The sequence below is a fragment of the Pseudomonas sp. B21-051 genome, from assembly GCF_024748795.1.
GTDB lineage: Bacteria > Pseudomonadota > Gammaproteobacteria > Pseudomonadales > Pseudomonadaceae > Aquipseudomonas > Aquipseudomonas putida_A.
Window position 1 is genome coordinate 5852222 of the sequence record NZ_CP087166.1, and the last position, 21779, is coordinate 5874000.

At 56.8% G+C, this 21779-nt stretch carries 19 protein-coding genes; 9 read left to right on the forward strand and 10 right to left on the reverse strand.

Features of this window, described 5'->3' with window-relative positions:
* Positions 1-21 precede the first annotated feature (21 nt).
* Both LOY52_RS26480 and LOY52_RS26485 read left to right on the forward strand, forming a co-directional pair.
* Entirely contained in the window at positions 22-402 is a 381-nt protein-coding gene (locus LOY52_RS26480) for a RidA family protein (RefSeq protein WP_003229509.1), read from the forward strand.
* Between the two features lie 73 nt (positions 403-475).
* Positions 476-1216: a hypothetical protein gene (locus LOY52_RS26485; RefSeq protein WP_007962358.1), complete on the forward strand. Its 741-nt coding sequence runs from the start codon at positions 476-478 to the stop codon at positions 1214-1216.
* A gap of 137 nt (positions 1217-1353) precedes the next feature.
* Here the strand turns inward: LOY52_RS26485 and LOY52_RS26490 are convergent, their stop codons facing one another.
* Positions 1354-2211 carry an SDR family oxidoreductase gene (locus LOY52_RS26490; protein WP_258677286.1) on the reverse strand — a complete coding sequence of 286 codons (858 nt, stop codon included), beginning with the start codon at positions 2209-2211 and terminating at the stop codon, positions 1354-1356.
* A gap of 188 nt (positions 2212-2399) precedes the next feature.
* Here LOY52_RS26490 and exbB point away from each other — a divergent pair, with 188 nt between their 5' ends.
* From exbB to LOY52_RS26520, 6 genes are all read left to right on the forward strand, one after another.
* Complete coding sequence (exbB, locus tag LOY52_RS26495; protein ID WP_258677289.1) at positions 2400-3356, forward strand: tonB-system energizer ExbB; 957 nt, start codon at positions 2400-2402, stop codon at positions 3354-3356.
* Between the two features lie 6 nt (positions 3357-3362).
* Positions 3363-3791, forward strand: a complete 429-nt coding sequence (gene exbD, locus LOY52_RS26500; RefSeq protein WP_007962355.1) for a TonB system transport protein ExbD — start codon at positions 3363-3365, stop codon at positions 3789-3791.
* On the forward strand, positions 3788-4537 hold the full coding sequence (locus LOY52_RS26505) for an energy transducer TonB (protein WP_258677293.1): 750 nt from the start codon (positions 3788-3790) through the stop codon (positions 4535-4537). The genes exbD and LOY52_RS26505 overlap by 4 nt, the downstream gene beginning before the upstream one ends.
* A gap of 211 nt (positions 4538-4748) precedes the next feature.
* Positions 4749-5678 (forward strand): hydrogen peroxide-inducible genes activator, encoded by a 930-nt coding sequence (locus LOY52_RS26510; protein ID WP_258677297.1) that lies wholly within the window; start codon positions 4749-4751, stop codon positions 5676-5678.
* Positions 5679-5687: 9 nt separating this feature from the next.
* Positions 5688-7763, forward strand: a complete 2076-nt coding sequence (recG, locus tag LOY52_RS26515; RefSeq protein ID WP_258677300.1) for an ATP-dependent DNA helicase RecG — start codon at positions 5688-5690, stop codon at positions 7761-7763.
* A 79-nt stretch (positions 7764-7842) separates the two neighbouring features.
* Complete coding sequence (locus LOY52_RS26520) at positions 7843-9243, forward strand: aminoacyl-tRNA deacylase and HDOD domain-containing protein (protein WP_095137709.1); 1401 nt, start codon at positions 7843-7845, stop codon at positions 9241-9243.
* Positions 9244-9515: 272 nt separating this feature from the next.
* Here LOY52_RS26520 and LOY52_RS26525 read toward each other — a convergent pair whose 3' ends face one another.
* The gene (locus LOY52_RS26525; protein WP_003229522.1) at positions 9516-9899 is read right to left on the reverse strand and encodes a helicase; all 384 of its coding nucleotides are present in this window, start codon (positions 9897-9899) and stop codon (positions 9516-9518) included.
* 515 nt (positions 9900-10414) lie between these two features.
* On the opposite strand from LOY52_RS26525, the gene LOY52_RS26530 reads away from it, so the two are divergent.
* Positions 10415-10786 carry a DUF6124 family protein gene (locus LOY52_RS26530; protein ID WP_027610398.1) on the forward strand — a complete coding sequence of 124 codons (372 nt, stop codon included), beginning with the start codon at positions 10415-10417 and terminating at the stop codon, positions 10784-10786.
* 92 nt (positions 10787-10878) lie between these two features.
* On the opposite strand, the gene LOY52_RS26535 is transcribed toward LOY52_RS26530, so the two are convergent.
* The 8 genes from LOY52_RS26535 to LOY52_RS26570 form a co-directional block, all read right to left on the reverse strand.
* On the reverse strand, positions 10879-11466 hold the full coding sequence (locus tag LOY52_RS26535; protein WP_027610397.1) for a lysozyme inhibitor LprI family protein: 588 nt from the start codon (positions 11464-11466) through the stop codon (positions 10879-10881).
* A gap of 38 nt (positions 11467-11504) precedes the next feature.
* Positions 11505-11963, reverse strand: coding sequence for a hypothetical protein (locus LOY52_RS26540; RefSeq protein ID WP_027610396.1), 459 nt, complete (start codon positions 11961-11963; stop codon positions 11505-11507).
* Positions 11964-12104: 141 nt separating this feature from the next.
* Entirely contained in the window at positions 12105-13460 is a 1356-nt protein-coding gene (locus LOY52_RS26545; protein WP_027610395.1) for a lysozyme inhibitor LprI family protein, read from the reverse strand.
* Between the two features lie 114 nt (positions 13461-13574).
* A complete protein-coding gene (locus tag LOY52_RS26550) occupies positions 13575-14111 on the reverse strand; it encodes a hypothetical protein (protein ID WP_027610394.1) in 537 nt (178 codons plus the stop codon).
* 491 nt (positions 14112-14602) lie between these two features.
* On the reverse strand, positions 14603-15436 hold the full coding sequence (locus tag LOY52_RS26555; RefSeq protein WP_143503114.1) for a type IV pilus biogenesis/stability protein PilW: 834 nt from the start codon (positions 15434-15436) through the stop codon (positions 14603-14605).
* 2 nt (positions 15437-15438) lie between these two features.
* Positions 15439-18693 carry an EF-hand domain-containing protein gene (locus LOY52_RS26560; RefSeq protein ID WP_027610393.1) on the reverse strand — a complete coding sequence of 1085 codons (3255 nt, stop codon included), beginning with the start codon at positions 18691-18693 and terminating at the stop codon, positions 15439-15441.
* A gap of 16 nt (positions 18694-18709) precedes the next feature.
* Positions 18710-19732, reverse strand: a complete 1023-nt coding sequence (locus LOY52_RS26565) for a tetratricopeptide repeat protein (RefSeq protein ID WP_097089480.1) — start codon at positions 19730-19732, stop codon at positions 18710-18712.
* 5 nt (positions 19733-19737) lie between these two features.
* On the reverse strand, positions 19738-21774 hold the full coding sequence (locus LOY52_RS26570; protein WP_258677306.1) for a type VI secretion system tip protein VgrG: 2037 nt from the start codon (positions 21772-21774) through the stop codon (positions 19738-19740).
* Positions 21775-21779 lie beyond the last annotated feature (5 nt).

A 21779-nucleotide genomic window follows, 5' to 3' on the forward strand; every position in this document is an offset into this window, starting at 1 on the left:
ACACCTAACAAGGAGTCATACATGACCAAGACCGTTATCACCAGCGACAAGGCCCCAGCCGCCATCGGTACCTACTCCCAGGCGATCAAGGCCGGCAACACTGTCTACATGTCGGGCCAGATTCCTCTGGACCCAAAGACCATGGAACTGGTTGAAGGCTTCGAAGCCCAGACCGTCCAGGTGTTCGAGAACCTCAAAGCCGTGGCTGAAGCCGCTGGCGGTTCGTTCAAGGACATCGTCAAGCTGAACATCTTCCTCACCGACCTGAGCCACTTCGCCAAGGTCAACGAGATCATGGGCAAGTACTTCGATCAGCCGTACCCAGCGCGCGCCGCCATCGGCGTTGCTGCCCTGCCGAAGGGTTCGCAAGTCGAAATGGATGCCATCCTGGTCATCGAGTAATGCACACGGCGCAGCCTTCAAACGCTGCGCCGACTGCTCTGCGGTAAAGAAAAGGTTTTGAAAGGATTCCACCATGCGCAAAGCGCTTGCTCTCTCGCTGCTCGCCATTTTCCTCGGCGGCTGTGCCAGCGACCCCGCCGACCGTGACATCAGCGGCACCTGGATCAACCAGGTGGCGATCGATGCTGCTGCCAAGGGCGGCCCCCTGCGCGAAGCGCTTCAGGCCTATGGCCCGAACCTGGAGTGGGACGTCAACACCAAGGCCGGTCAGGCCCGCTACACCAATGGTTTCGAGAACGTCGAAGGACGGCTGCAGGGCGAACAGTCCGGCGCCTGGAAAGTCGACTTCTATGGCAGCTCCGGCAGTGAGCTGAAACGCGACGGCGGCCGGATGAAGCAAGCCGCCACCGAGAACGAACCGGATCAGTTGTTCGACCGCGCACAAATCCCCGTGCCGGAAGGCGCACCAATCGGCGCCAGCTTCGAACGCGCGCTGTATTCGGCCTATCTGGGCGGCAGCTGGAAGATTGCCAGCGGCGACGGCGAAGGCAACACTGTGCAATTCCAGGCCGACGGCCAGGTTTCCGGTCTGCCCGGCGCCGACCGCTATGCCCTGTGCCTGGCAGGCGACTGCGCCTCGATGAACAGCGACCACGACAGCATGTGGCTGCAGCTCAACGGCCAGGGCAACAACTGGATCTTTGCCCGCAAAGGCAAGGCACTGGAGATTTTCCAGGCAGTGAACAGCGCACTGGCGGATGAAATGCCGCAGTTCACCCCGGGTGAGCGCAAGTGGTTGCTTGAGAAACAGTAACCGCGCCTGAGAACAATATATAACCCTGTGGGAGCGGGCTTGCCAGCGATGAGGCCATCAGACTCAACACTTTAGTTGACTGCCAAGCCGCCATCGCGGGCAAGCCCGCTCCCACAGTGGTTTGTGGCGTTAGAAGGTCAGCATTTACCTTCAAGAATCGCCGCATAGCCTTCGCGGTAACTCGGATACGTCGGCGTCCAGCCCAGCGCTTTCGCCCGGGCATTGCTGCAGCGCTTGCTGCCGGTGCGGCGTACGCTGGCGTCTTCCGCCCAATCGGTGACACCCAGATACTCGCGCAACCAGGCGACCACTTCGGCCAGCGGTGCCGGCGCATCGTCCACACCGATATAAATATCCTGCAACGGCTTGCCCTGATGGGCCGCCTGCAGCAGAAACGCCATCAGCCCTGCTGCGTCATCAGCGTGAATGCGATTGCCGTACAGCGGCGGCTCGACCGCCACCCGATAACCGCGACGCACCTGGGTCAACAGCCATTCACGACCCGGACCGTAAATGCCGGTCAGGCGCACGATGCTCGCCGGAATACCGCTGTTCAGCGCCACTTGCTCAGCCTCAAGCATCAGTCGTCCGGAATAGCCGCTGGCGACGGTCGCTGAATGCTCGTCGACCCACTCCCCTTCCTGCTGCCCGTACACACTGCTGCTGGAAACGAAGATCAGCCGATCAGGCGTCTGCCCATAGTCGTCCAGCCAACTCAGTACATTCTGCAAACCCTGCACGTAAGCCGCGCGATAACCGGCTTCATCGTGATCGGTGGCCGCCGCGCAATACACCAGGTAATCCACCGCTCCGAACGGCCAGTTTTCCGGGCAATCTTCCTTGAACAAATCACCAGCGACGCCGATGACGCCATCCGGCAAACGCGACACATCACGGCGCAGACCATGCACCTCCCAGCCGGCGGCCAACAATTGCGTAGCCAGACGACTGCCGACGTCACCACAACCGGCAATCAAAACAGAAGGCGCGGACATCAAAAAACTCCTGAACGAAAGGAACAGACTAGCCCTCACAAAGGACGAACGGCTAGCAATGAAGGAAAAAAAGAAACTCTATTACTTTTGTTAACAAGAATTACTTGCAATAATGCACCCCACTTTTGTTCTCGGCCTCACGAGGCCTGGAAGAGCATTACCGTTTTTCTACCTCAGGTCCGGCCAGCATGACACGTAATCAAATCCCCGCTTCGCCAACCAAACGACCTCGCGCCTTCAGCGCGGTGGCGGCCCTGCTGCTCAGCCTGATGCTGGCACCGACTGCCGCCTTCGCTGATGCCCAGGCGCCAGCCGCCCCGGCTGCCACCGAACAACACGCACCTGCCGCCGCCGCGCCAGCCACCACCGACCCGGTGCAGGCGGTAGACGCCAGCCCGGCCGACGCGCCTGAAGTGCTCGAACCCGACAACACGTTGGGCATGGCCCATGACCTGTCGCCATGGGGCATGTACCAGAACGCCGACACCATCGTGAAAATCGTGATGATCGGTCTGGCCATCGCGTCCATCATCACCTGGACTATCTGGATCGCCAAAGGCTTCGAGCTGATGGGCGCCAAGCGTCGTCTGCGTGGTGAAATCGCCGCGCTGAAAAAAGCCGCGACCCTCAAGGAAGCCAGCGCCACTGCGGCGAAGGAAGGCACCCTGGCCAATCTGCTGGTGCACGACGCGCTCGAAGAGATGCGCCTGTCGGTCAACAGCCGCGAGAAAGAAGGCATCAAGGAGCGCGTCAGCTTCCGTCTTGAGCGCCTCGTCGCAGCCTGTGGCCGCAACATGAGCAGCGGCACCGGCGTCCTCGCCACCATCGGCTCCACCGCGCCGTTCGTCGGCCTGTTCGGCACCGTGTGGGGCATCATGAACAGCTTCATCGGCATCGCCAAAACCCAGACCACCAACCTTGCCGTCGTGGCGCCGGGCATCGCCGAAGCGTTGCTGGCTACCGCGCTGGGTCTGGTTGCTGCGATTCCTGCGGTGGTGATCTACAACGTGTTCGCCCGCTCCATCGCCGGCTACAAGGCGCAGGTGTCCGACGCTTCGGCGCAGGTCCTGTTGCTGGTCAGCCGTGACCTCGATCACCAGCCTGAGCGCAACAGCTCGCAACCACACATGGTGAAAGTGGGGTAATCGGCCATGGGCCTGCATTTGAAAGAAGGCGCAGACGACGATCTGGCCGAGAACCACGAAATCAACGTCACGCCGTTCATCGACGTGATGCTGGTGCTGTTGATCATCTTCATGGTGGCCGCGCCGCTGGCTACGGTGGACATTAAAGTCGACCTGCCGGCCTCGACCGCCAAACCGGCGCCGCGCCCGGAGAAACCGGTGTTCCTCAGCGTTAAAGCTGATCAGCGCCTGTACATCGGCGACGACGAAGTCAACGCCGATACCCTTGGCGCCGTGCTCGACGCCAAGACCCAGGGCAAGAAAGACACCACCATCTTCTTCCAGGCCGACAAGGGTGTGGACTACGGCGACCTGATGAGCGTGATGGATAAATTGCGTTCGGCCGGTTACCTGAAGGTCGGTCTGGTGGGCCTTGAGAGCGCAGCCAAGAAATGATCACGACGCGCCATAAGCTGACGCGTTACAGCGGTAGCCTGGCCGTGGTGCTGGGCGTTCACGCGCTGGCCATCGCGCTGGCGCTGAACTGGACCGCCCGCCCGCCTATCGAACTGCCGCCGCAGGCAATGATGGTCGAGCTGGCACCGGTTCCGGCCCCGCCACCGCCTGCTCCGCCGAAAGTCGTCACACCGCCGCAGCCACCAGCTCCGGTCGAAGAGTTGCCGATTCCGAAACTGGCTGAAGCACCCAAGGCCGAGATTGCCGTACCGAAGCCCAAACCCAAGCCAAAGCCGAAACCGCAGCCGCCCAAACCGGTCGAGAAAAAACCGGAACCGCCGAAGGAAAAACCTTCCGAGGAGAAACCGGCCGACACGCAACCGACCCAGGTGCCGACGGAGAAGTCCGCCCAGCCGGCACCGGGTCCGTCGCCTGCGCAGATGGCTGCCAAGGCCAGTTGGCAAGGCACCCTGCTAGCGCACTTGGCCAAGTACAAAAAGTACCCGGCCAGCGCTCAGGCGCGAGGCAAGGAAGGCTTGAACCGTCTGCGTTTCGTCGTCGACGCTGAAGGCAATGTGTTGTCGTTCGAACTGGTGGGCCGCTCCGGTAATGCCGATCTGGACCGGGCCACCCTGGAAATGATCCGCCGCGCGCAACCGCTGCCCAAGCCACCGGCCGATATGCTGAACAACGGCTCGATCGAAATTGTGGCGCCGTTTGTGTACTCGCTCGAACGTCGTCGCTAAGTAGCAAGATCAAAAGATCGCAGCCTTCGGCAGCTCCTACAGGTATCCGTACCCCCGGTGAAGCTGCCGAAGGCTGCGATCTTTTGCTTTTCAGCTCATCCATAAACAGCAAACTCACATTGCCCGGTGTCGCATTCCTCACTCAGTCTGATAACGTGCGTCTATCGATTGCAGCCGTTATGCTTGGCCCGCAACTTCATGGACGCTTGCTATGACCCTCACAGAATTACGCTACATCGTTACCCTCGCCCAAGAGCAGCACTTCGGCCACGCCGCCGAGCGTTGCCACGTCAGCCAGCCGACCCTGTCGGTAGGCGTGAAAAAACTTGAAGACGAACTCGGTGTGCTGATTTTCGAGCGCAGCAAAAGCGCCGTGCGCCTGACCCCTGTCGGCGAAGGCATCGTCGCCCAGGCGCAGAAAGTCCTTGAGCAGGCCCAAGGCATCCGCGAACTGGCCCAGGCCGGCAAGAACCAGCTGACCGCGCCGCTGAAAGTCGGCGCGATCTACACCGTCGGCCCGTATCTGTTCCCGCACCTGATTCCACAACTGCACCGGGTCGCCCCGCAGATGCCGTTGTACATCGAAGAAAACTTCACCCACGTGCTGCGCGACAAACTGCGCAACGGCGAGCTCGACGCGATCATCATCGCCCTGCCGTTCAACGAAGCCGACGTGCTGACCCTGCCGCTGTACGACGAGCCGTTCTACGTTTTGATGCCGGCCCAGCACCCGTGGACGCAAAAAGAAACCATCGACGCCGGCCTGCTCAATGACAAGAGCCTGCTGCTGCTCGGCGAAGGCCACTGCTTCCGCGATCAGGTGCTTGAGGCCTGCCCGACCCTGACCAAGGGCAACGACGGCGCCAAGCACACCACAGTGGAATCCAGCTCGCTGGAGACCATCCGCCACATGGTCGCGTCCGGTCTGGGCATCTCGATCCTGCCGCTGTCGGCGGTGGACAGCCATCATTACGCCCCGGGCGTGATCGAAGTGCGCCCGCTGTCGGCGCCGGTCCCGTTCCGCACCGTGGCGATTGCCTGGCGCGCGAGTTTCCCGCGGCCGAAAGCCATCGAGATCCTCGCCGACTCCGTTCGCCTGTGCTCGGTGGCCAAGCCCGCCGCACCGGTCACAGCCGGTTAAGCCAGGGTCATGACCGAGCTGTCGCAAGTGTCGGTGACGGCACTCAAGGGTGTCGGCGAAGCCATGGCCGAGAAGCTGGCCAAGGTCGGCCTGGAAAACCTCCAGGACGTGCTGTTTCACCTGCCGCTGCGTTATCAGGATCGCACCCGTGTGGTGCCGATCGGCCACTTGCGCCCGGGCCAGGACGCGGTGGTCGAAGGCACCGTCAGCGGTGCCGACGTGGTCATGGGCCGGCGTCGCAGTCTCGTCGTGCGCATGCAGGACGGCACCGGCGGGCTGAGTCTGCGCTTCTACCATTTCAGCAATGCGCAGAAAGAAGGCCTCAAACGCGGCACGCGGATTCGCTGCTACGGTGAAGTACGCCCCGGCGCTTCGGGGCTGGAAATCTACCACCCGGAATACCGCGCCATCACCGGTGACGAACCGCCGCCGGTGGACGAAACCCTGACCCCGGTTTACCCGCTCACCGAAGGCCTGACCCAACAACGTCTGCGCCAGCTCTGCATGCAGACCCTGACCCTGCTCAAGCCGAACACTCTGCCCGACTGGCTGCCGACCGAACTGGCCCGCGACTACCAATTGGCGCCGCTGGCCGATGCGATCCGCTACCTGCACAACCCGCCCGCCGACGCCGATGTCGATGAGCTGGCCCTCGGTCATCACTGGGCCCAGCATCGGCTGGCCTTCGAAGAGCTGCTGACCCATCAACTGTCGCAGCAGCGCCTGCGCGAGAGCATGCGTTCACTGCGCGCGCCGGCGATGCCGAAGGCGAAAAAACTGCCACCGAAATACCTGGCCAACCTCGGCTTCAACCCGACCGGCGCGCAACAACGCGTGGGCAACGAAATCGCCTACGACCTCAGCCAGCACGAACCGATGCTGCGCCTGATTCAGGGCGACGTTGGCGCGGGCAAAACCGTGGTCGCCGCCCTCGCAGCACTGCAAGCGCTGGAGGCCGGTTATCAGGTTGCGCTGATGGCGCCGACCGAGATCCTCGCCGAGCAACACTTCATCACCTTCAAGCGCTGGCTCGAACCGCTGGGCATCGACGTCGCATGGCTGGCCGGCAAGCTCAAGGGCAAGAATCGCGTCGCCGCGCTGGAACAGATCGCCAGCGGCACACCGATGGTGGTCGGCACCCACGCGCTGTTTCAGGACGAAGTGCAGTTCAAGAATCTGGCACTGGTGATCATCGACGAACAACACCGCTTCGGCGTGCAGCAGCGTCTGGCGCTGCGGCAGAAAGGCGTCGGCGGGCGCATGTGTCCGCACCAACTGATCATGACCGCCACGCCGATCCCGCGCACGCTGGCGATGAGCGCCTACGCCGACCTCGACACCTCGATTCTCGACGAACTGCCGCCCGGTCGCACCCCGGTCAACACCGTGCTAGTCACCGATTCCCGTCGCGTTGAAGTCATCGAACGGGTGCGCAGCGCCTGCGCCGAAGGGCGTCAGGCCTACTGGGTCTGCACCCTGATCGAAGAGTCGGAAGAGCTGACCTGTCAGGCCGCCGAGACTACCTTCGAAGACCTCACCGCCGCCCTCGGCGAGCTGAAAGTCGGACTGATTCACGGGCGCATGAAGCCTGCCGAAAAAGCCGCGGTCATGGCCGAGTTCAAGGCCGGCAACCTGCAACTGCTGGTCGCCACCACGGTGATTGAAGTCGGCGTGGACGTACCCAACGCCAGCCTGATGATCATCGAAAACCCCGAGCGCCTCGGCCTCGCACAGTTGCACCAGTTGCGCGGTCGCGTTGGCCGGGGCAGCGCGGTCAGCCATTGCGTGCTGCTTTACCATCCGCCGCTGTCGCAAATCGGCCGTCAGCGCCTGGGCATCATGCGCGAGACCAACGACGGTTTCGTCATCGCTGAAAAAGACCTCGAACTGCGCGGCCCCGGCGAAATGCTCGGCACCCGTCAGACCGGTCTGCTGCAATTCAAAGTCGCCGACCTGATGCGCGACGCCGATCTGCTGCCCGCCGTGCGCGATGCCGCGCAAGCGCTGCTGGAACGCTGGCCAACCCACGTCAGCCCATTGCTCGACCGCTGGCTGCGCCATGGGCAGCAATACGGCCAAGTGTGAGCACCGTCGCAGTTTGTGCAGGATCGTTCCGACAGAGCTGGTTATACTCCTGCCATTGTTTCAAAAACGGATACAGACCATGACTGACGCAGCTCTCGCCCCCGAACTTCCGCACGCGCCGTCTGTAATTCGGCTGCTGCTCGGCAAGCTGGGTATCGCCTACGAAGAAGTGCTCGACCACCACGGCCTCAACGCTTCGCGCAAGGTACAAGCCGTGTTGCTGGACGATGCCGTCGGCGCGCTGATGGTGCTGTTTCCGCAGAGTCAGTTGCTCGACCTCAATCGCCTCGCCGAACTCACTGGCCGGCGCCTGACCGCTGTGTCCACCGAGCGCCTGGAAAAGATGCTCGGCAAACACAGCCTGAGCCTGCTGCCGGGCCTGCCGGCACTGACCAGCTCGCCGTGCCTCTACGAAGAAAGCCTGCTGCGCGAGCCGAAACTGCTGATCAACTCCGGCGAGCCGGGCCTGCTGCTGGAAATCACCAGCGAAGCCTTCAAAAGCATGCTGACCAAGGCCAGCGCCGCCAACTTCGGCGAAGCCCTGAGCAGCATCCGCCCGAACCTCGACCGCCCGGACGATGACCGCGAGGAAATCACCCAGGCCGTGCAGGCGTTCACTGCACGCCGGATCCAGCAGCGTCTGGAAGCGACCATCGAGATTCCGCCGCTGGCCGAAACCGCGCAAAAAATCATCAAGCTGCGCGTCGACCCCAACGCTACCATCGACGACATCACCGGCGTGGTCGAAACCGACCCGGCGCTGGCTGCACAAGTGGTGAGCTGGGCGGCGTCACCGTACTACGCTTCGCCGGGCAAGATCCGTTCAGTGGAAGACGCGATCGTTCGCGTGCTCGGTTTCGATCTGGTGATCAACCTCGCGTTGGGCTTGGCCCTCGGCAAGACCCTGAGCCTGCCGAAAGACCACCCGCAACACACCACGCCGTACTGGCAGCAATCGATCTACACCGCCGCCGTCATCGAAGGCCTGACCCGCGCCATGCCGCGCGCCCAGCGCCCGGAAGCCGGCCTGACCTACCTCGCCGGTCTGCTGCACAACTTCGGTTACCTGCTGCTGGCTCACGTGTTCCCGCCGCACTTCTCGCTGATCTGCCGCCACCTGGAGGTCAACCCGCACCTGTGCCACAGCTACATCGAGCAGCACCTGCTGGGCATCAGCCGCGAACAGATCGGCTCGTGGCTGATGCGCTACTGGGACATGCCCGATGAACTGGCCACCGCCCTGCGCTTCCAGCACGACCCAAGCTACGACGGCGCCTACGCCGAATACCCGAACCTCGTCTGCCTGGCCGTACGCCTGCTGCGCAGCCGCGGCATCGGCTCCGGCCCCGACGAAGACATCCCCGACGCCCTGCTCGAACGCGTCGGCCTGACCCGCGACAAAGCCAACGACGTGGTCAGCAAAGTCCTCGAAGCCGAAGTCCTGCTGCGCGAACTGGCCTCGCAGTTCAGCCAGGCCTGAACCAAAACAGGCCCGCTCCCCCAGGATTTACCAAAATCCCTGTGGGAGCGAGCCTGCTCGCGAAGAATCCACCTCGGTTTCCTGGATGTACTGAACCCCTGTGGCGAGGGAGCTTGTCGAATCGTCGCACCGTCCCGCTCGACTGCGCAGCAGTCGCAAACCAGCCAGCAGGGTGTGTCAGGCAAAACTCGGCTTTCAGGTTTTGGGGCCGCTCCGCAGCCCAGCGGGAGCAAGCTCCCTCGCCACAAAAGCTCTTCTCATCAAGACTCGGCTCAAGCCTTAGGCTTGGCCTTCCTCGGCTTCAAATACTTCATCAACCCCTGAAACCACATCACCAGCGCCGGATTACCCTTGAGCTGGATCGACTTGTCCTGAATCCCCTGCATAAACGCCAACTGCTTGTTCTTCGCCTGCATCGTGGCAAAGGCATAACCCGCATCCTTGAACGCAATCGCAAACGCCGGCTCCGCCACCACCCCAGACTTGCTGGTAACCCGCTGGTTCTTCACCACGAAATGCCGCGCCACTTTCCCGTCCAGCGTCTGCAGCTGAAACACCAGATCCTTGTCCCCCAACTGCTGCTGGAACGCAGGATTTGTCCGGCTGGCCTTACCCATCAACAAACCCATCATCCACAGAAGAAAACGAAATTTCATGCGCACAGCCTCAAAAGGAAAATGAACGGCCGGGGGAGTGTAAGGGATTCATACGATAACGCCACTATCCGCCGCTATTGGAAGATGATGCAGACCATCTCCCGCACGATGACCGCCAAGTCACGCCTCAGCACCCACCGTCCTACACCTGTTGAAACACATCCCTGTAGGAGCTGCCGAAGGCTGCGATCTTTTGATCTTCCGGCCTGCAAACCTATGGGAAATTTCCTGCAAGGCGTGGTGTTGTGCGAGAACTAGGCAGGTTGGAGCATCGTCGATAGCCTGTGTGTGTCTCCGCAAAATCGGTGACTCGGACGTGCAAGTCCAGACTCGTCATGCATTCAGTTATGGCTATTCGCCGGGTGTTTTCCTATGCTCGCGAACTGTTATGGCGGCTGTGTATGGGAGGCCTTCGGGTCTGCCGGTTTCCGAGTCCGGTCTTGCACACCTATGCACAGCTGCCACCCTCTCGAAGCAAGCGAAACGGTGTTGGCTCCATAACTCGGAAAATACTTATGATCAAACCAACACCCAATCCCCCCGAAACCCCAGACATATCGCCCTACGAATCGCTGGAATCCAAGAAATTCCACGAGGCCGCCGAACGCGCCCTCGACCACCATTTCAAACCGCGCACCGAATCCCAACCCAAACGCGAAACCGGCCTCTTCAGCCTCACCCCCGGCACCGACGCCGAAGCCCTGATGGCCAACGCCTCCGAAGACCTCCTGTCCATCAGCGCCATCGCCTGCGACCTCGCCGACGACCTCCACGGCTCCCGTCGCTCGGTAGCACTGGCCCTGAGCAGAATGGCGGACGGGGTGCGATTGATGGTGGAAGGGACGCTCGACCATATTGAAGTGCGAAACCTGGCAGCCAAGTCGTAGCGGGATTTGCGGATGAAAAAAGGGGACGTTAAGTCCCCTTTCTCAATGAACCCCGGCTCACCACTGACAGCCTGTTTCTGGCGAAGCGTTCTTTAGCGGTTCATGGGTAATTGAAAACGCATCCTCACCGCGCAGTAGGCGACGTCTTCACGCCACAGACGGCCAGCCATCTCACAATGCCCTTCTGCGTACGTCTTCCAAAGGGGATCATTGAACTCATCCCCTCCCAGTCGCTCAATGGCGGCCGCTAAATTTCTCTCACGATCCTTCCCCGCAATCGCAGATGCGGCTTTGTAAAAGCCATCTAGCGATAAGCCCGTCTGCAGGGCAATCAACTCTCCCAACCGGGCATTGGTCGTTTGTACCAGACACCCCAGTCTCTCGATTGGCGCCTCAGCGCCCGGCAAAGTGGATTGATAAAGCTCCTCGCAAAACGACTCTTTGAAACGCACCCAGTTCTTTTGCACATCTCTCAGATGGCTCTGCTCCGCAGGAGCCAAACTCGTCAGCGCTTTTTTGTATTGCTCGTTCAACACAGCGTCGACCTTCTCGAAGGTTTGCTGGCCGCAAATGATCAAGTCTGGGTTGGAAAAACTGTCTGGGTTACACGTCTCTACCGCAAGCGCCGTCGAGGAGGCTACCAATACCAAGCAGCCGAGCAGAATCGAAAATCCTTTCACGCTATAGCTCCTTCATTACCAATATGCCCAATGCCCAGTTATTGAGTGATTTTTTGGCGATCGTGGACATACAGCCAGCTCAACGGCGGCAATAGCACGAGCAATGCAAAAGCATCGAGCCACAGGTGCGACCAGACCTGCAGTTGCGCCGAGAGCCACATGTCTTGTGGCGCCCATAACAGGATCCCGGCAATCAGCCAGCCCCAGGCTGCCGAGGTTTTGAGACGGTTGCCAAGGTGCACCAGCGCGAGCATGTACAAGGAATAACTTTGCAGCGTCGCGCCGAACAGCGCGAGCCACCAGATCTGCTGTTCGTGGCCGGCGGCAGGGACTGCACCTGCGCCCCAGAATGCGAGTTCGAGATTGTGCAAGTAGCTGTCGAGTAAGCCGGAATGCCCGGCCCAGGTCAGGGTGAGGCCGGCGAGAATGTGCACGATCGCAGCGGCGTATAGCCAGAGCACGAGTGCTGGGCGGAGCGAGGTAGAGGGGGCTGGCATTCCGTGTCCTGAGCGCATTCCTTGGGGGGGTGGGGAGCTTAAAGGAAAATCGCTGTCGTCAGATGCTCAAGTATTAAACTTTTAAGCGTGACGGACTCAGACTTAACATTTGCGGAAGCGCATCAAACATCACCCCGAACTTCAAATGCAGTGACTGGCCTTGATCGGCTGCGACCCCAATCGCTTCAAACTGTTGATGCTCGACTCATCACCTTTGTCAGCCGCCATCTGATAACAGGCTAACGCCCGAGACATATCCTTCGCTCCCAACTCACCACCCTCAAAGGTAGAAGCCAGATAACTCATCGCATCTGTGGAACCCATGGTGATCGCCCGAATGACCTGCTCTTCTGCCTGCTTGGGATGGAGGCAAGGGCCGTTATAGTCGGTGGAGTTTCCTGAACAAAGAAACGTGGCATAGCCCAGCGCGCCACTTGGTATTTTCGAGGCCGCTTTGAACAGCGCCTCAACCTTGCTGATTTCCAGCTGAGAGGCCATCTGCGAAAGACTCAGGCGTGCCGCCGACAGGCTCGCCTTCGCGTCACCCGACTCCGCAGCACATACATAATTTTCCAGCGACGCCTCAATCAACTCCGCAGTCAGCGGATATTGCTCAAGAAATCCCAGCCCTCCTAAAGCTTCAGCACGTTGTTCACAGAAATTCTCTGCGCGGCTCATTCCCAGATTACGTGTTGCGACAAGATCCTTCTCACTGATCGACCAGTCCTCAATCCCCTCCAGCACCCAGCACGCCTGACGAGAGAAGTTGAAGATCTTGATATTACTGTTGCCCGCCCGTTTATCCACCACCTTGACGTGACTGTCATCAACCTCTTCGATCTCGACCCCTGGTGTCTTGCCGGGTGTGATTGCAGCCATCAGCGGATAGGTGAAAGTAGCTCCACTGACACCCGAGGTCGAAGGCTCAAAAGTACTTCGCTCCTTTCCCGCTACCGGTTTCAACACCAGCGACTTGACCGTCATCGCAGTGAGCCGGCGTTGTGATTCGCTGTTGGCGGAAAACGCAGTCAGGAAAGGGGCGAACTCCTCCGAGGGGCAAGCGTCGCTGGTGGGAGCCGTCGAAGCGCTCTTATCGGATGCAAGCGCAGGGACGATCTTGTCCAGATACGCCGAGCGCTCGCGGCTCATTCTGGCGATGCACGAGTTAACGGCGAACACATGCGCCGGCATCCCCGCCTCGATCTCGAATGCCTCCAACGGACAATTCGCATCACGCAATTTCAACCATGCACGCTGCGACTCCTTGACCTTCGCCGCGTACTCCACACCCAACGCCGGATCTGTCCGATAGTCAGACTCAAGCCGCGTCATCAACTGCTTGTAGCTGACGTTCAACTGCGCATCGGCAGCCTTCTTCGCCGCCTCCGAGCAGGGCACCATTTCCAGACTTGAGGTGACATGGCTGCAGTCGTCCTGCGCATAGACCGCTGAAACAGGCAGCAGAACGGACAGAAGGGTAAAAACGAAACGGTTCACTGTGTTCATCCTAGAGTCATTCAGATTTTGCGCTTGGCGAACCGGGGCCAAACCATGTTCGCGCATAATAAAGCGTGGCCTGCCCTATTAAACGCAAAGCATTGGCAGCCATCGCTATTTAGCACCATTTATTTTCTTTATATAAGATTTTATCAACCCTGCATTAACATAAGGAAAATGTTGCTCCTCACCTTCCTGATACCCTTCCATCCCACTCAAGTTCTTATCAAACCTGACAAGCTTATTCACAACCAGTTTATTGTCCGCACTTTTTCCATACCCATAAACTTGATAAAGGGTTCCGTACGTCCCGATTCCTCTGCTCGTAATTTCCCAAGAAACCAAAACAAGCACATTTTTTTTACCCTTTACCGGATAAAAGAAAATCGACTCAATTTTTGGATCTGACCCAGCTACATCGTATTTATCGACAAGACTTCTATTTTTTTTATTATCAGCACCAACAACATCCAAAACCAAGGAAACCGGAAACTCTGCGCTCCCTGTCTGCAAAAAGTACAGTTCCCCACCATTTACAACATTAGTTTTAAACGGGCCCTGAATCACTCGACCCTGAAGATAATCCACATCTTGCGCACTGCTGGAATTTGCTATAAGAAAAACGAAAGCAAACATGAAAAAACGAAGCATAGCGAATGACCCTTAGTTAATATTCATTAGTGCAGCGAGGGCTTGGTATCTGTTGTTCCTGTCCGTATACCCGTTTTGACCTCCATTCACCATTTGCGTTACATCGACCACGCTACCCGTCTTGGCAACTTCGCACAATTTTGTGCCTCCCTGACCAGTTTTGGTAAACCAGAAGACGGAGGCGGACTCAACACCGTATTCGGTTGAGGAAATCAAGAGATCTGGATTGGCCACGAAATCCTGAATATCTGAAGGATTTCGCTGATTATGCACATAAGAAAAATGGGGACAGACCACGGTTTTCGAGCAATTACTAAAACGTGGCCTGTCCCCATTACACTGCGGGTCAACTTACGGCATCACTGCCGAAGGCTTAAGCAATTCCCGCAAAAATGTCGAGCCTGGATTAACCACACGCCCATCCACGCGATCACCGCACATACGCCTCGGTGGTGCGCATGCCGCCCAGGATCGAAACCTCCCTCGCGTCGCTATTTCGCCCGTTCAGCAACGCGTGCAGGCACTTTTCCGGCTTTACCTTCCGCGATCATGGCGTCAGAGTATTTTTTGTAATATTTCGCAGCCTCGGAAGTTTCTTTCAAATTCCACAAGGAGTCCGCGATATTGAGCATCAGCACAGTCCGCTTACCAACTTTTTCTATTTCCCGATAAATCCTCAGTGCGGACGAATCATCACCTGCTTGTGCTAGATAGAAACCGACATTGTTCAAGGCTTGGACGTTCTTACTGGCCGGGTAGCAACTCATATAAGATTCGACACCCATGAATAGTTGGTCTTTTACAGCAAGTCCCTTCGCAGACGCATTATTAATCGATTCCACTGACTTTATTAGGTTGTTAGGAGAAATCGTCTCCAAGTTCGGCACAATCACCTCTCCCCTATCAGTCAACCAATTTCCCCCTTTCCAACTTCCTGAACACGCTTCAGCGGAGCGAGACAAAAGTACGCAACCAGTATCCATTGAAACCATATCGCAATAATTATTCTCGGTGGCAACCACCTCTTGCCCATTGCTCAACTCTCCAAATACAGTTCGCTGAACCAACGCATATTTTTTGCTGGGTGAAAGAGAATCAGAGTTAATACCTACGCCAACTGAAGTTTTGTTCCCATTATCGTATAAATCATAGCTGTCGTTCATCTTGGAGAAGGTAGCGCGCTTCCATACAGCGGCACCTTGATCCCAAGAAGAAAACTTGAGCATCGCACCATCGGCACTCGTCAAACTCGAATCTGCGGCATTACAAAAAGATCCAATTGAAAAAATTAGACATGTACCTATAAAAAATTTTGCCTTTAACATTTTCAAAGCCCTGCCTTTAAGTGATTATAACGGAGAGATGGATTCGTCATTCTTCTGTTATTACCATACAAATCGAGAACCTTCCGCTCATTCGCGCCGTGCGCCGCCCCCCAGGTATCAATATTCCTACTTACCGCCGGATTCTGGGAGAAAAACGTGTCGAGCGCTGCACCTAAATCATCCTTGACAAAGGCGGGCCTATTTATATCATGATCAAGTACTACAGCCTTTCCTAAAGGAGACTTAAATAACTTTTCGGCACTAAAGCTGTACCCCGCGGGCACTTTACTCAATGCAGCATGCAGCCTATCAATAAAATCCATTATTTGTATTTCCACGTATAGCGGGCTAGCAATTGCACACGCCATCGCAGAAACTGGTTGGCAATCAATTACCTTGCCAAAGGTCGCTTCATTACATCCAAGTTGCAGGTTTTCTTTTAGCGCCTGTTTTTCCAATTTAGCGCCGTTAGCTCGAGCCTCCCCCTGATAATATAATTGCGGAGATACACCAGCTTCATCTAATTTCCAACCTTTAGATTCAAAAAATTCTACATATGCATCTGGATATTGATCCTTGAATTTTTTAATTTGATCTGGCAGCTCACCGCCACCGGTGACTTTCATTGTTTTCTGCATCGCTCCCGCAGTGATCACTTCACTGTCATAACACTGTACCCCATTGATTTTTGCTTCATTCCCCGACATGACAACAATAATTTTCTTTTCATCCGCTGTAATCCTCCCCGCAGATACTAGCTCATCCCATTGAGGAGCACTGCCTAACTCTTTATCACCGGTATGTAGCGGGCCATAATGGGTCATAGTGCTAGAATTCCAACGAGTCACTTTAACAATAGCATTGCACTCGCAGATTTTTTTAGCGGTCATATTTTTTATGAATTCAACCGGATGAAAATGCCAAACTACATCTGAACTAACAGCGGCCTTACCAGACAGCTCACTCCAAAAAACATATTTGCTTATCCGTTCTTTTTCGTGCTTCAACTTTTTTGGAGATGCTTCTAGTATTTTATCCAACTTACTCCACTTAACCGACTCCGCCTTGTCCTTCCACTCAGTTGGATGGTGAGCAATGAGCTTCGCCCAGTGATCTCTCATATCAACATTTTTCAATGCCTCAGAGAGTTCATTGCTATCAACATCCCCGTCGTGGTTTTTATCAATTTTGACGAAAAGATCTTTGAAGAACTGAGGCATGTCTTGAGGGTCGAGGAATCCATCGGCAACGGTGTTTGTTTCTTCCACGATCTGAAAACCCAATTTCTCCCAGTCGTGCTGAGTGATGAGCGTTGCGCCAGATTTTTTAACAAGTCCCTTTAACGGTTGATCGTCTTCCACCACACTGACGTCATACCAGCTTTCATCGCCTTCCTTGATCACGGGAGCCTTGCTTAAATCAACAACATGCTCCTTTTTGACCGGAATACTACCGGTAGCAGGCGCCTTTTTCTTGAGCTCAGCTCCTGCCAAAAGATGTAGATATTGTTTACCTATCTTCAAATCAGCAGCGTTTTGAAGAAAATTTTCTACGTCGACATCAGCAGTGAATATCTCGACATGAACCTGATACTTATTGGTTACGCCGCCATCTTCGCCTGTGAGGTTTTCTGTCAGCCCTAAGTATCCGATCGGATCACCTGCCTTGATACCGGTACTTGCAGGCTCTACAGAATTGAAGCTACTCGGGATTACATCCCAGGCAACATATTCGTTTTCCACAATCACCCAGAAGCTGGGAGGAAGGTTTCCCGTCCCAGCCAAGCTACCGCTGCTGGTACATTTCGCCATTCTACGAATTGTCCCTGCAACATTGAGGTTCAGTACCTCTTTGCTTTCAAATTCCACAGAACTTTGAGGGTTAAGTTGCAGCGAGCCAATCTTATCACCGGCATTCTGCCCATTTTGGGCAGAGATAGGACCCTGATAAAGATCCAATCTTGTCAACGCGGTTCCTTTCACCTTACCTTGCCAATATTTTGGCTTTAAACGCTCCGGGATCGGGTCTGCCAGCCATATACGTGCGGGTTTGGAGTTTTTGTAGGGTTCTCCGTCTTTCAAGTATGCGAACCAAACCTCTTTGCCAGTCTCGCGAACTTTGTGACCGCTTTTTTTCACACTACCTGACAGGATTTTCCCTTTTGCGTAGGTAACTGTGCCTAGGGCCTTTTGATCCAGTATTTCAAGTTTGGTCCCCGCAACGAGCTTGCCGACGTTCTGAACGCTACTGGATTCAGGGAAATCGTCGTAAGCGTTGAAGTCACTTACTTTCATGGTCACTTGAGGCTTCGGAGTTTCTTCCTCAGTCAGCGGATAACGCTTGAAGGGCAGAAGGTGCATGTACAAGCTGTAGAAATTCAGCTTGTTTTGCTTGCCTTTATTCGGTCCGTCTTCTGGGTTCGGCGCAGATTTGTACTCATGTCGCACCAAACAAAACGAGTTGGAATACTTCAGTTTTTTCTCATTTTCACCGAACGTAGACTCCAAATAATCTTCGTTAAGTCGGTAGGCCACGACTTCACCGTCGGCCATACACCGAATTGGTTCGTTCAAGATGCACTGAGGAGCGCTGGCATTGCTGATGTGAATGCCGCCATGCCAGAACTTGTTGCTGCCTAGCAAGTAGTGGCCAGCAGTTTCAGCCTCGAGGGCTTTGTAAACCTCCTCAGCATCAGCGAACTGTTTACCGTCAGCTTTTCTGAACGGATATTGAAAGTTCATCAGAGGGGCGGGGCCTGCCGGTGCAGGTGCTGCCGACGGCGCGGGAGCTGGCGTGGCACCTGTCCGATATTCCTCCTTAGCTCTCAGAAATTTTGTTGGAACAGGCCAGTAGTAAGCAGGCGGGTTAGTTCCAAAGAATGCTTCTGAAGGTCCGTTAGTGGTCTGAGCACCAAAAATTTTTCCTTGACGCGTCGCCGCGTTGTACTCCATGACAATGCCAGTATGAAACAGACGACGACTACCTCCCGTTAGAGGAAGTATGTCAATCCAAAGAGCAATGTCCCCTTTCTTGACCTCTGTCGGCGGCACTACGGTGTAAAAGCGAGAGGAGGCGTTCATAGCTCTCGTCTCCTCATACTCAATCTGGTAGCCCGCGCCAGTGAGCAGAAGGTTCACCATATGTGAACAATCGATCAGTTTTTTTCCCGCCGCGTTGGTTTGAGTGCCATTACCTCCCATCAAGTAGACGTAATCACCGCCGGTGTACTGGTTTCTTAAATCGAGTGGTTCGGTCATTTCTGCATCCTGCAAATTAATAGCAATAGCTGGTCTTGGTAGAAGCAGCAGCGTCTTGCGCGTTTAAACGTTTCAGATTTCCGGCAGCGGTGTCGTTACCCTTGTCAGCGGCGAGGCGATAGCAGGCAAGCGCTCTGGACATGTCTTTGGTAACGAGCCTTCCTTCTTCAAACGAGTAACCCAAGTAATTCATCGCATCGACCGAACCCATTGATGCAGCGCGAATAAGCTCTTTTTCGGCTTGCTCTGGATGTCGGCAAGGCCCTTCGGGTACAGGGTTGTTCCCGTAGCAATAGAAAGTCGAAAGAGAGGCTGCACCGTCGGCAAGCGTTGTCGCGGCAGCCTTGAAAAGCGCCTCGACTTTTTCCGTTTCCAACTGTGGTGCCATTCCAGAAAGACTCAGACCCGCAGCACTCAAACTTGCTTGTGGGTCTCCAGAAGCAGCAGCGCACTCATAGTTTTCCAGCGCAGCCACAAACAGTTCACCGGTTAGCCGATACTGCTCTAACCCACCTAACCCAGCGAAGGCTTGCGCGCGCTGATAACAAAAATTCTCGGAGGTGTTCATGGTCGGCGTACTCGCCACTACGAGATTTTTCTCACTAATCGACCAATCCTCAACACCCTCCAAAACCCAACACGCCTGGCGAGAAAAGTTAAAGATCTTGATGTTGCTGTTACCTGCACGCTTATCAACAACGTTGAAGTGACTGTCGTCAACCGCTTCGACTTCGACACCTTCTGTCTTACCTGTGGCTACGGGCGCCATCAGTGGAAAGGCCAATGTCGAGCTTTTGACTCCCGTCGTTTGCGGCTCAAAATTTCCGCTCTCCCCAGCAGGTTTCAAAACCAGCGATTTCACCGTCATCGCAGTCAACCGCTGCTGAATTTCAGCACTCGCAGAGAACGCCGGCAGGAACTGGGAAAAGTCCTCGGACGGACACTCATCCGCATAAGCGCTTCCATGAACCAGGCTCAACAGCGAGGCGGTGAAAGCCGCTACGGCGAAGCCATTGCTCTTCTTCAACAAACCATTCATGTCGATCACTCAGAAAATACAAAAAAAGCCTTCGGCTTAACCTTCTCAGGCACCGCATTCCCCAACGCCTGATCCATCAAACTCCCCGCCTTATCCTTATCCGCCGCCCCCGGCAGCACCGGCGGTTTAATCCCGATCCCAGTCCCACTCCCCGGCGACCCACCGGCATTAATCTTCACCACCGGCCCAACCACCGTCACACCACCACCATCGAGCTTGATAAAGCTCCCACCACCAAGAATGGTCAGCTCCGTCCCCGCCTCAATGACAATCTTGTCCCCAGCCTTGAGGTGTATCTCTTTCCCCACGCTGGTGAGTTGCGCCGTGCCCAACTTCACATGCTGGTTCTGCCCAACCGTCAGGTGATCATCCAGCTTCGCCTCAATCTTGCGGTCAGAGATCGTGGTGCGGTGTTCTTCAGCCTTCAGCTCGGTGTAAGTGTTCTTCACCACCGTGTCATGGCGTTCGTTGCCGACGCGGATTTTCTGGTCGTGCTCGACGTTTTCATCCCAGTCGCGCTGGGCGTGGATGAAGATTTGCTCGGCGCCCTTTTTGTCTTCGATGCGCAGTTCGTTGTAACCGCCACCACCCGGGGAGCTGAGGGTTTTGAACACGCTGCGGGTTTTGTTCGCCGGGAGGGCGTACGGCACCGGGTTTTCCTTGTGGTACAGGCAGCCGGTGACGAGGGGTTGGTCGGGGTCGCCTTCGAGGAAGGTGACGAGGACTTCCATGCCGATGCGCGGAATGCTGATGGCGCCGTAGCGGTCGCCGGCCCAGGAGCTGGAGACGCGTAGCCAGCAGCTGGTTTTGTCGTCGGCCAGGCCTTCGCGGTCCCAGTGGAACTGGACTTTGATGCGGCCGTATTGGTCGCAGTGGATTTCTTCACCTTTGGGGCCGGTGACCATGGCGGTCTGGCTGCCGAGCACGCGCGGTTTCGGGTGTTCGAGGGCCGGGCGGTAGAACACGTCCCACGGGGTGGCGAGGAAGGTGTTGCGGTAGCCCTGGTGGAAGTCGTCCTTGTTGTCGGTGGTGTCGCTGGTCACGCCTTCTTCGAGGACTTGCGGCTGTTTGCCTTCGTGGAAGATTTCGGTGAGCAGCCACAGGTCGTTCCACTCGCTGCGCGGGTGGTCGGACAGGGCCATGAAGTGGCCGCTGACCAGTTTGGTCTGGTCGCCACGACCTTCGGCCTGACGGTAGTCGGCGCGGTGGCGTTCGAGAGCGCGCTGGCTGAGGAACTTGCCGCGTGCGCGGTCGATGAAGCGGCCCGGGTAGTCGTAGTCTTCGAGATCCGGTTCAGTGCTCTCGCCATCCGGCTTGTAAGCCGCTTCCATCTGCAGGCGCGGTTTTTCGAAGTCGTAGTCGCGGCGCGTGGTGCGGCTGGTGCGGGTTTCCAGGCGCAGTTTGAAGCCTTTGATCACCGGTTCTTCGGCGACCATGCCGCTGCCCTGTATGTAGGCGGTCGGCTGGCCGAGGTCGGGAAACACGGTTTGGTCGTCGCCGAACACCAGCAGGTGGCCCTTGTCGCTGTGCTGGAAGTGGTAGTGAATACCCTCCTCCTCGCACAGGCGCTGGACGAAGTGCAGATCGGTTTCGTCGTACTGCACGCAGTAGTCGCGATCCGGGCACGGCTGACTAAGCTGGAAGCTGTAGGCGTTGCCCTTGATCCCGTGTTCATCGAGGATCAGCGCGATGATTTTCGGCGCCGACATCTGCTGGTAGATACGCTGGTTGGTGCGGTGATGCAGGTATTGCAGTTGCGGCACCAGCGACACCTTGTAGCGGGTCAGGCGCTTGCCGGCATCGCCCTGGGCCACGCGGTAGATCTGCCCGTGAATGCCTGACCCTTGTGGATCGAACGCCAGAAACGCCTGCTTGTGCAGGAGTTTTTCCAGGTCCAGATCGGGGTTTTCGCTGACCAGTTCGAGGTCGAAGCGAAACGGCTGGCTGATGCCTTCGGTGCCGGTGAACGACAGCACTTGCAGGTCGCCCACGTAGTCTTCGACCTTGAGGCTGAAGTGGGTTTCGTTAGCTGGGTTGAACATAAAGC

Excerpts from the sequence above, each read along its gene's own strand:
- LOY52_RS26480 (WP_003229509.1), top strand. The coding sequence starts at position 22 with ATGACCAAGACCGTTATCACCAGCGACAAGGCCCCAGCCGCCATCGGT.
- LOY52_RS26485 (WP_007962358.1), top strand. The coding sequence starts at position 476 with ATGCGCAAAGCGCTTGCTCTCTCGCTGCTCGCCATTTTCCTCGGCGGC.
- LOY52_RS26490 (WP_258677286.1), bottom strand. The coding sequence starts at position 2,211 with ATGTCCGCGCCTTCTGTTTTGATTGCCGGTTGTGGTGACGTCGGCAGT.
- exbB (WP_258677289.1), top strand. The coding sequence starts at position 2,400 with ATGACACGTAATCAAATCCCCGCTTCGCCAACCAAACGACCTCGCGCC.
- exbD (WP_007962355.1), top strand. The coding sequence starts at position 3,363 with ATGGGCCTGCATTTGAAAGAAGGCGCAGACGACGATCTGGCCGAGAAC.
- LOY52_RS26505 (WP_258677293.1), top strand. The coding sequence starts at position 3,788 with ATGATCACGACGCGCCATAAGCTGACGCGTTACAGCGGTAGCCTGGCC.
- LOY52_RS26510 (WP_258677297.1), top strand. The coding sequence starts at position 4,749 with ATGACCCTCACAGAATTACGCTACATCGTTACCCTCGCCCAAGAGCAG.
- recG (WP_258677300.1), top strand. The coding sequence starts at position 5,688 with ATGACCGAGCTGTCGCAAGTGTCGGTGACGGCACTCAAGGGTGTCGGC.
- LOY52_RS26520 (WP_095137709.1), top strand. The coding sequence starts at position 7,843 with ATGACTGACGCAGCTCTCGCCCCCGAACTTCCGCACGCGCCGTCTGTA.
- LOY52_RS26525 (WP_003229522.1), bottom strand. The coding sequence starts at position 9,899 with ATGAAATTTCGTTTTCTTCTGTGGATGATGGGTTTGTTGATGGGTAAG.
- LOY52_RS26530 (WP_027610398.1), top strand. The coding sequence starts at position 10,415 with ATGATCAAACCAACACCCAATCCCCCCGAAACCCCAGACATATCGCCC.
- LOY52_RS26540 (WP_027610396.1), bottom strand. The coding sequence starts at position 11,963 with ATGCCAGCCCCCTCTACCTCGCTCCGCCCAGCACTCGTGCTCTGGCTA.
- LOY52_RS26550 (WP_027610394.1), bottom strand. The coding sequence starts at position 14,111 with ATGCTTCGTTTTTTCATGTTTGCTTTCGTTTTTCTTATAGCAAATTCC.
- LOY52_RS26555 (WP_143503114.1), bottom strand. The coding sequence starts at position 15,436 with ATGTTAAAGGCAAAATTTTTTATAGGTACATGTCTAATTTTTTCAATT.
- LOY52_RS26560 (WP_027610393.1), bottom strand. The coding sequence starts at position 18,693 with ATGACCGAACCACTCGATTTAAGAAACCAGTACACCGGCGGTGATTAC.
- LOY52_RS26565 (WP_097089480.1), bottom strand. The coding sequence starts at position 19,732 with ATGAATGGTTTGTTGAAGAAGAGCAATGGCTTCGCCGTAGCGGCTTTC.
- LOY52_RS26570 (WP_258677306.1), bottom strand. The coding sequence starts at position 21,774 with ATGTTCAACCCAGCTAACGAAACCCACTTCAGCCTCAAGGTCGAAGAC.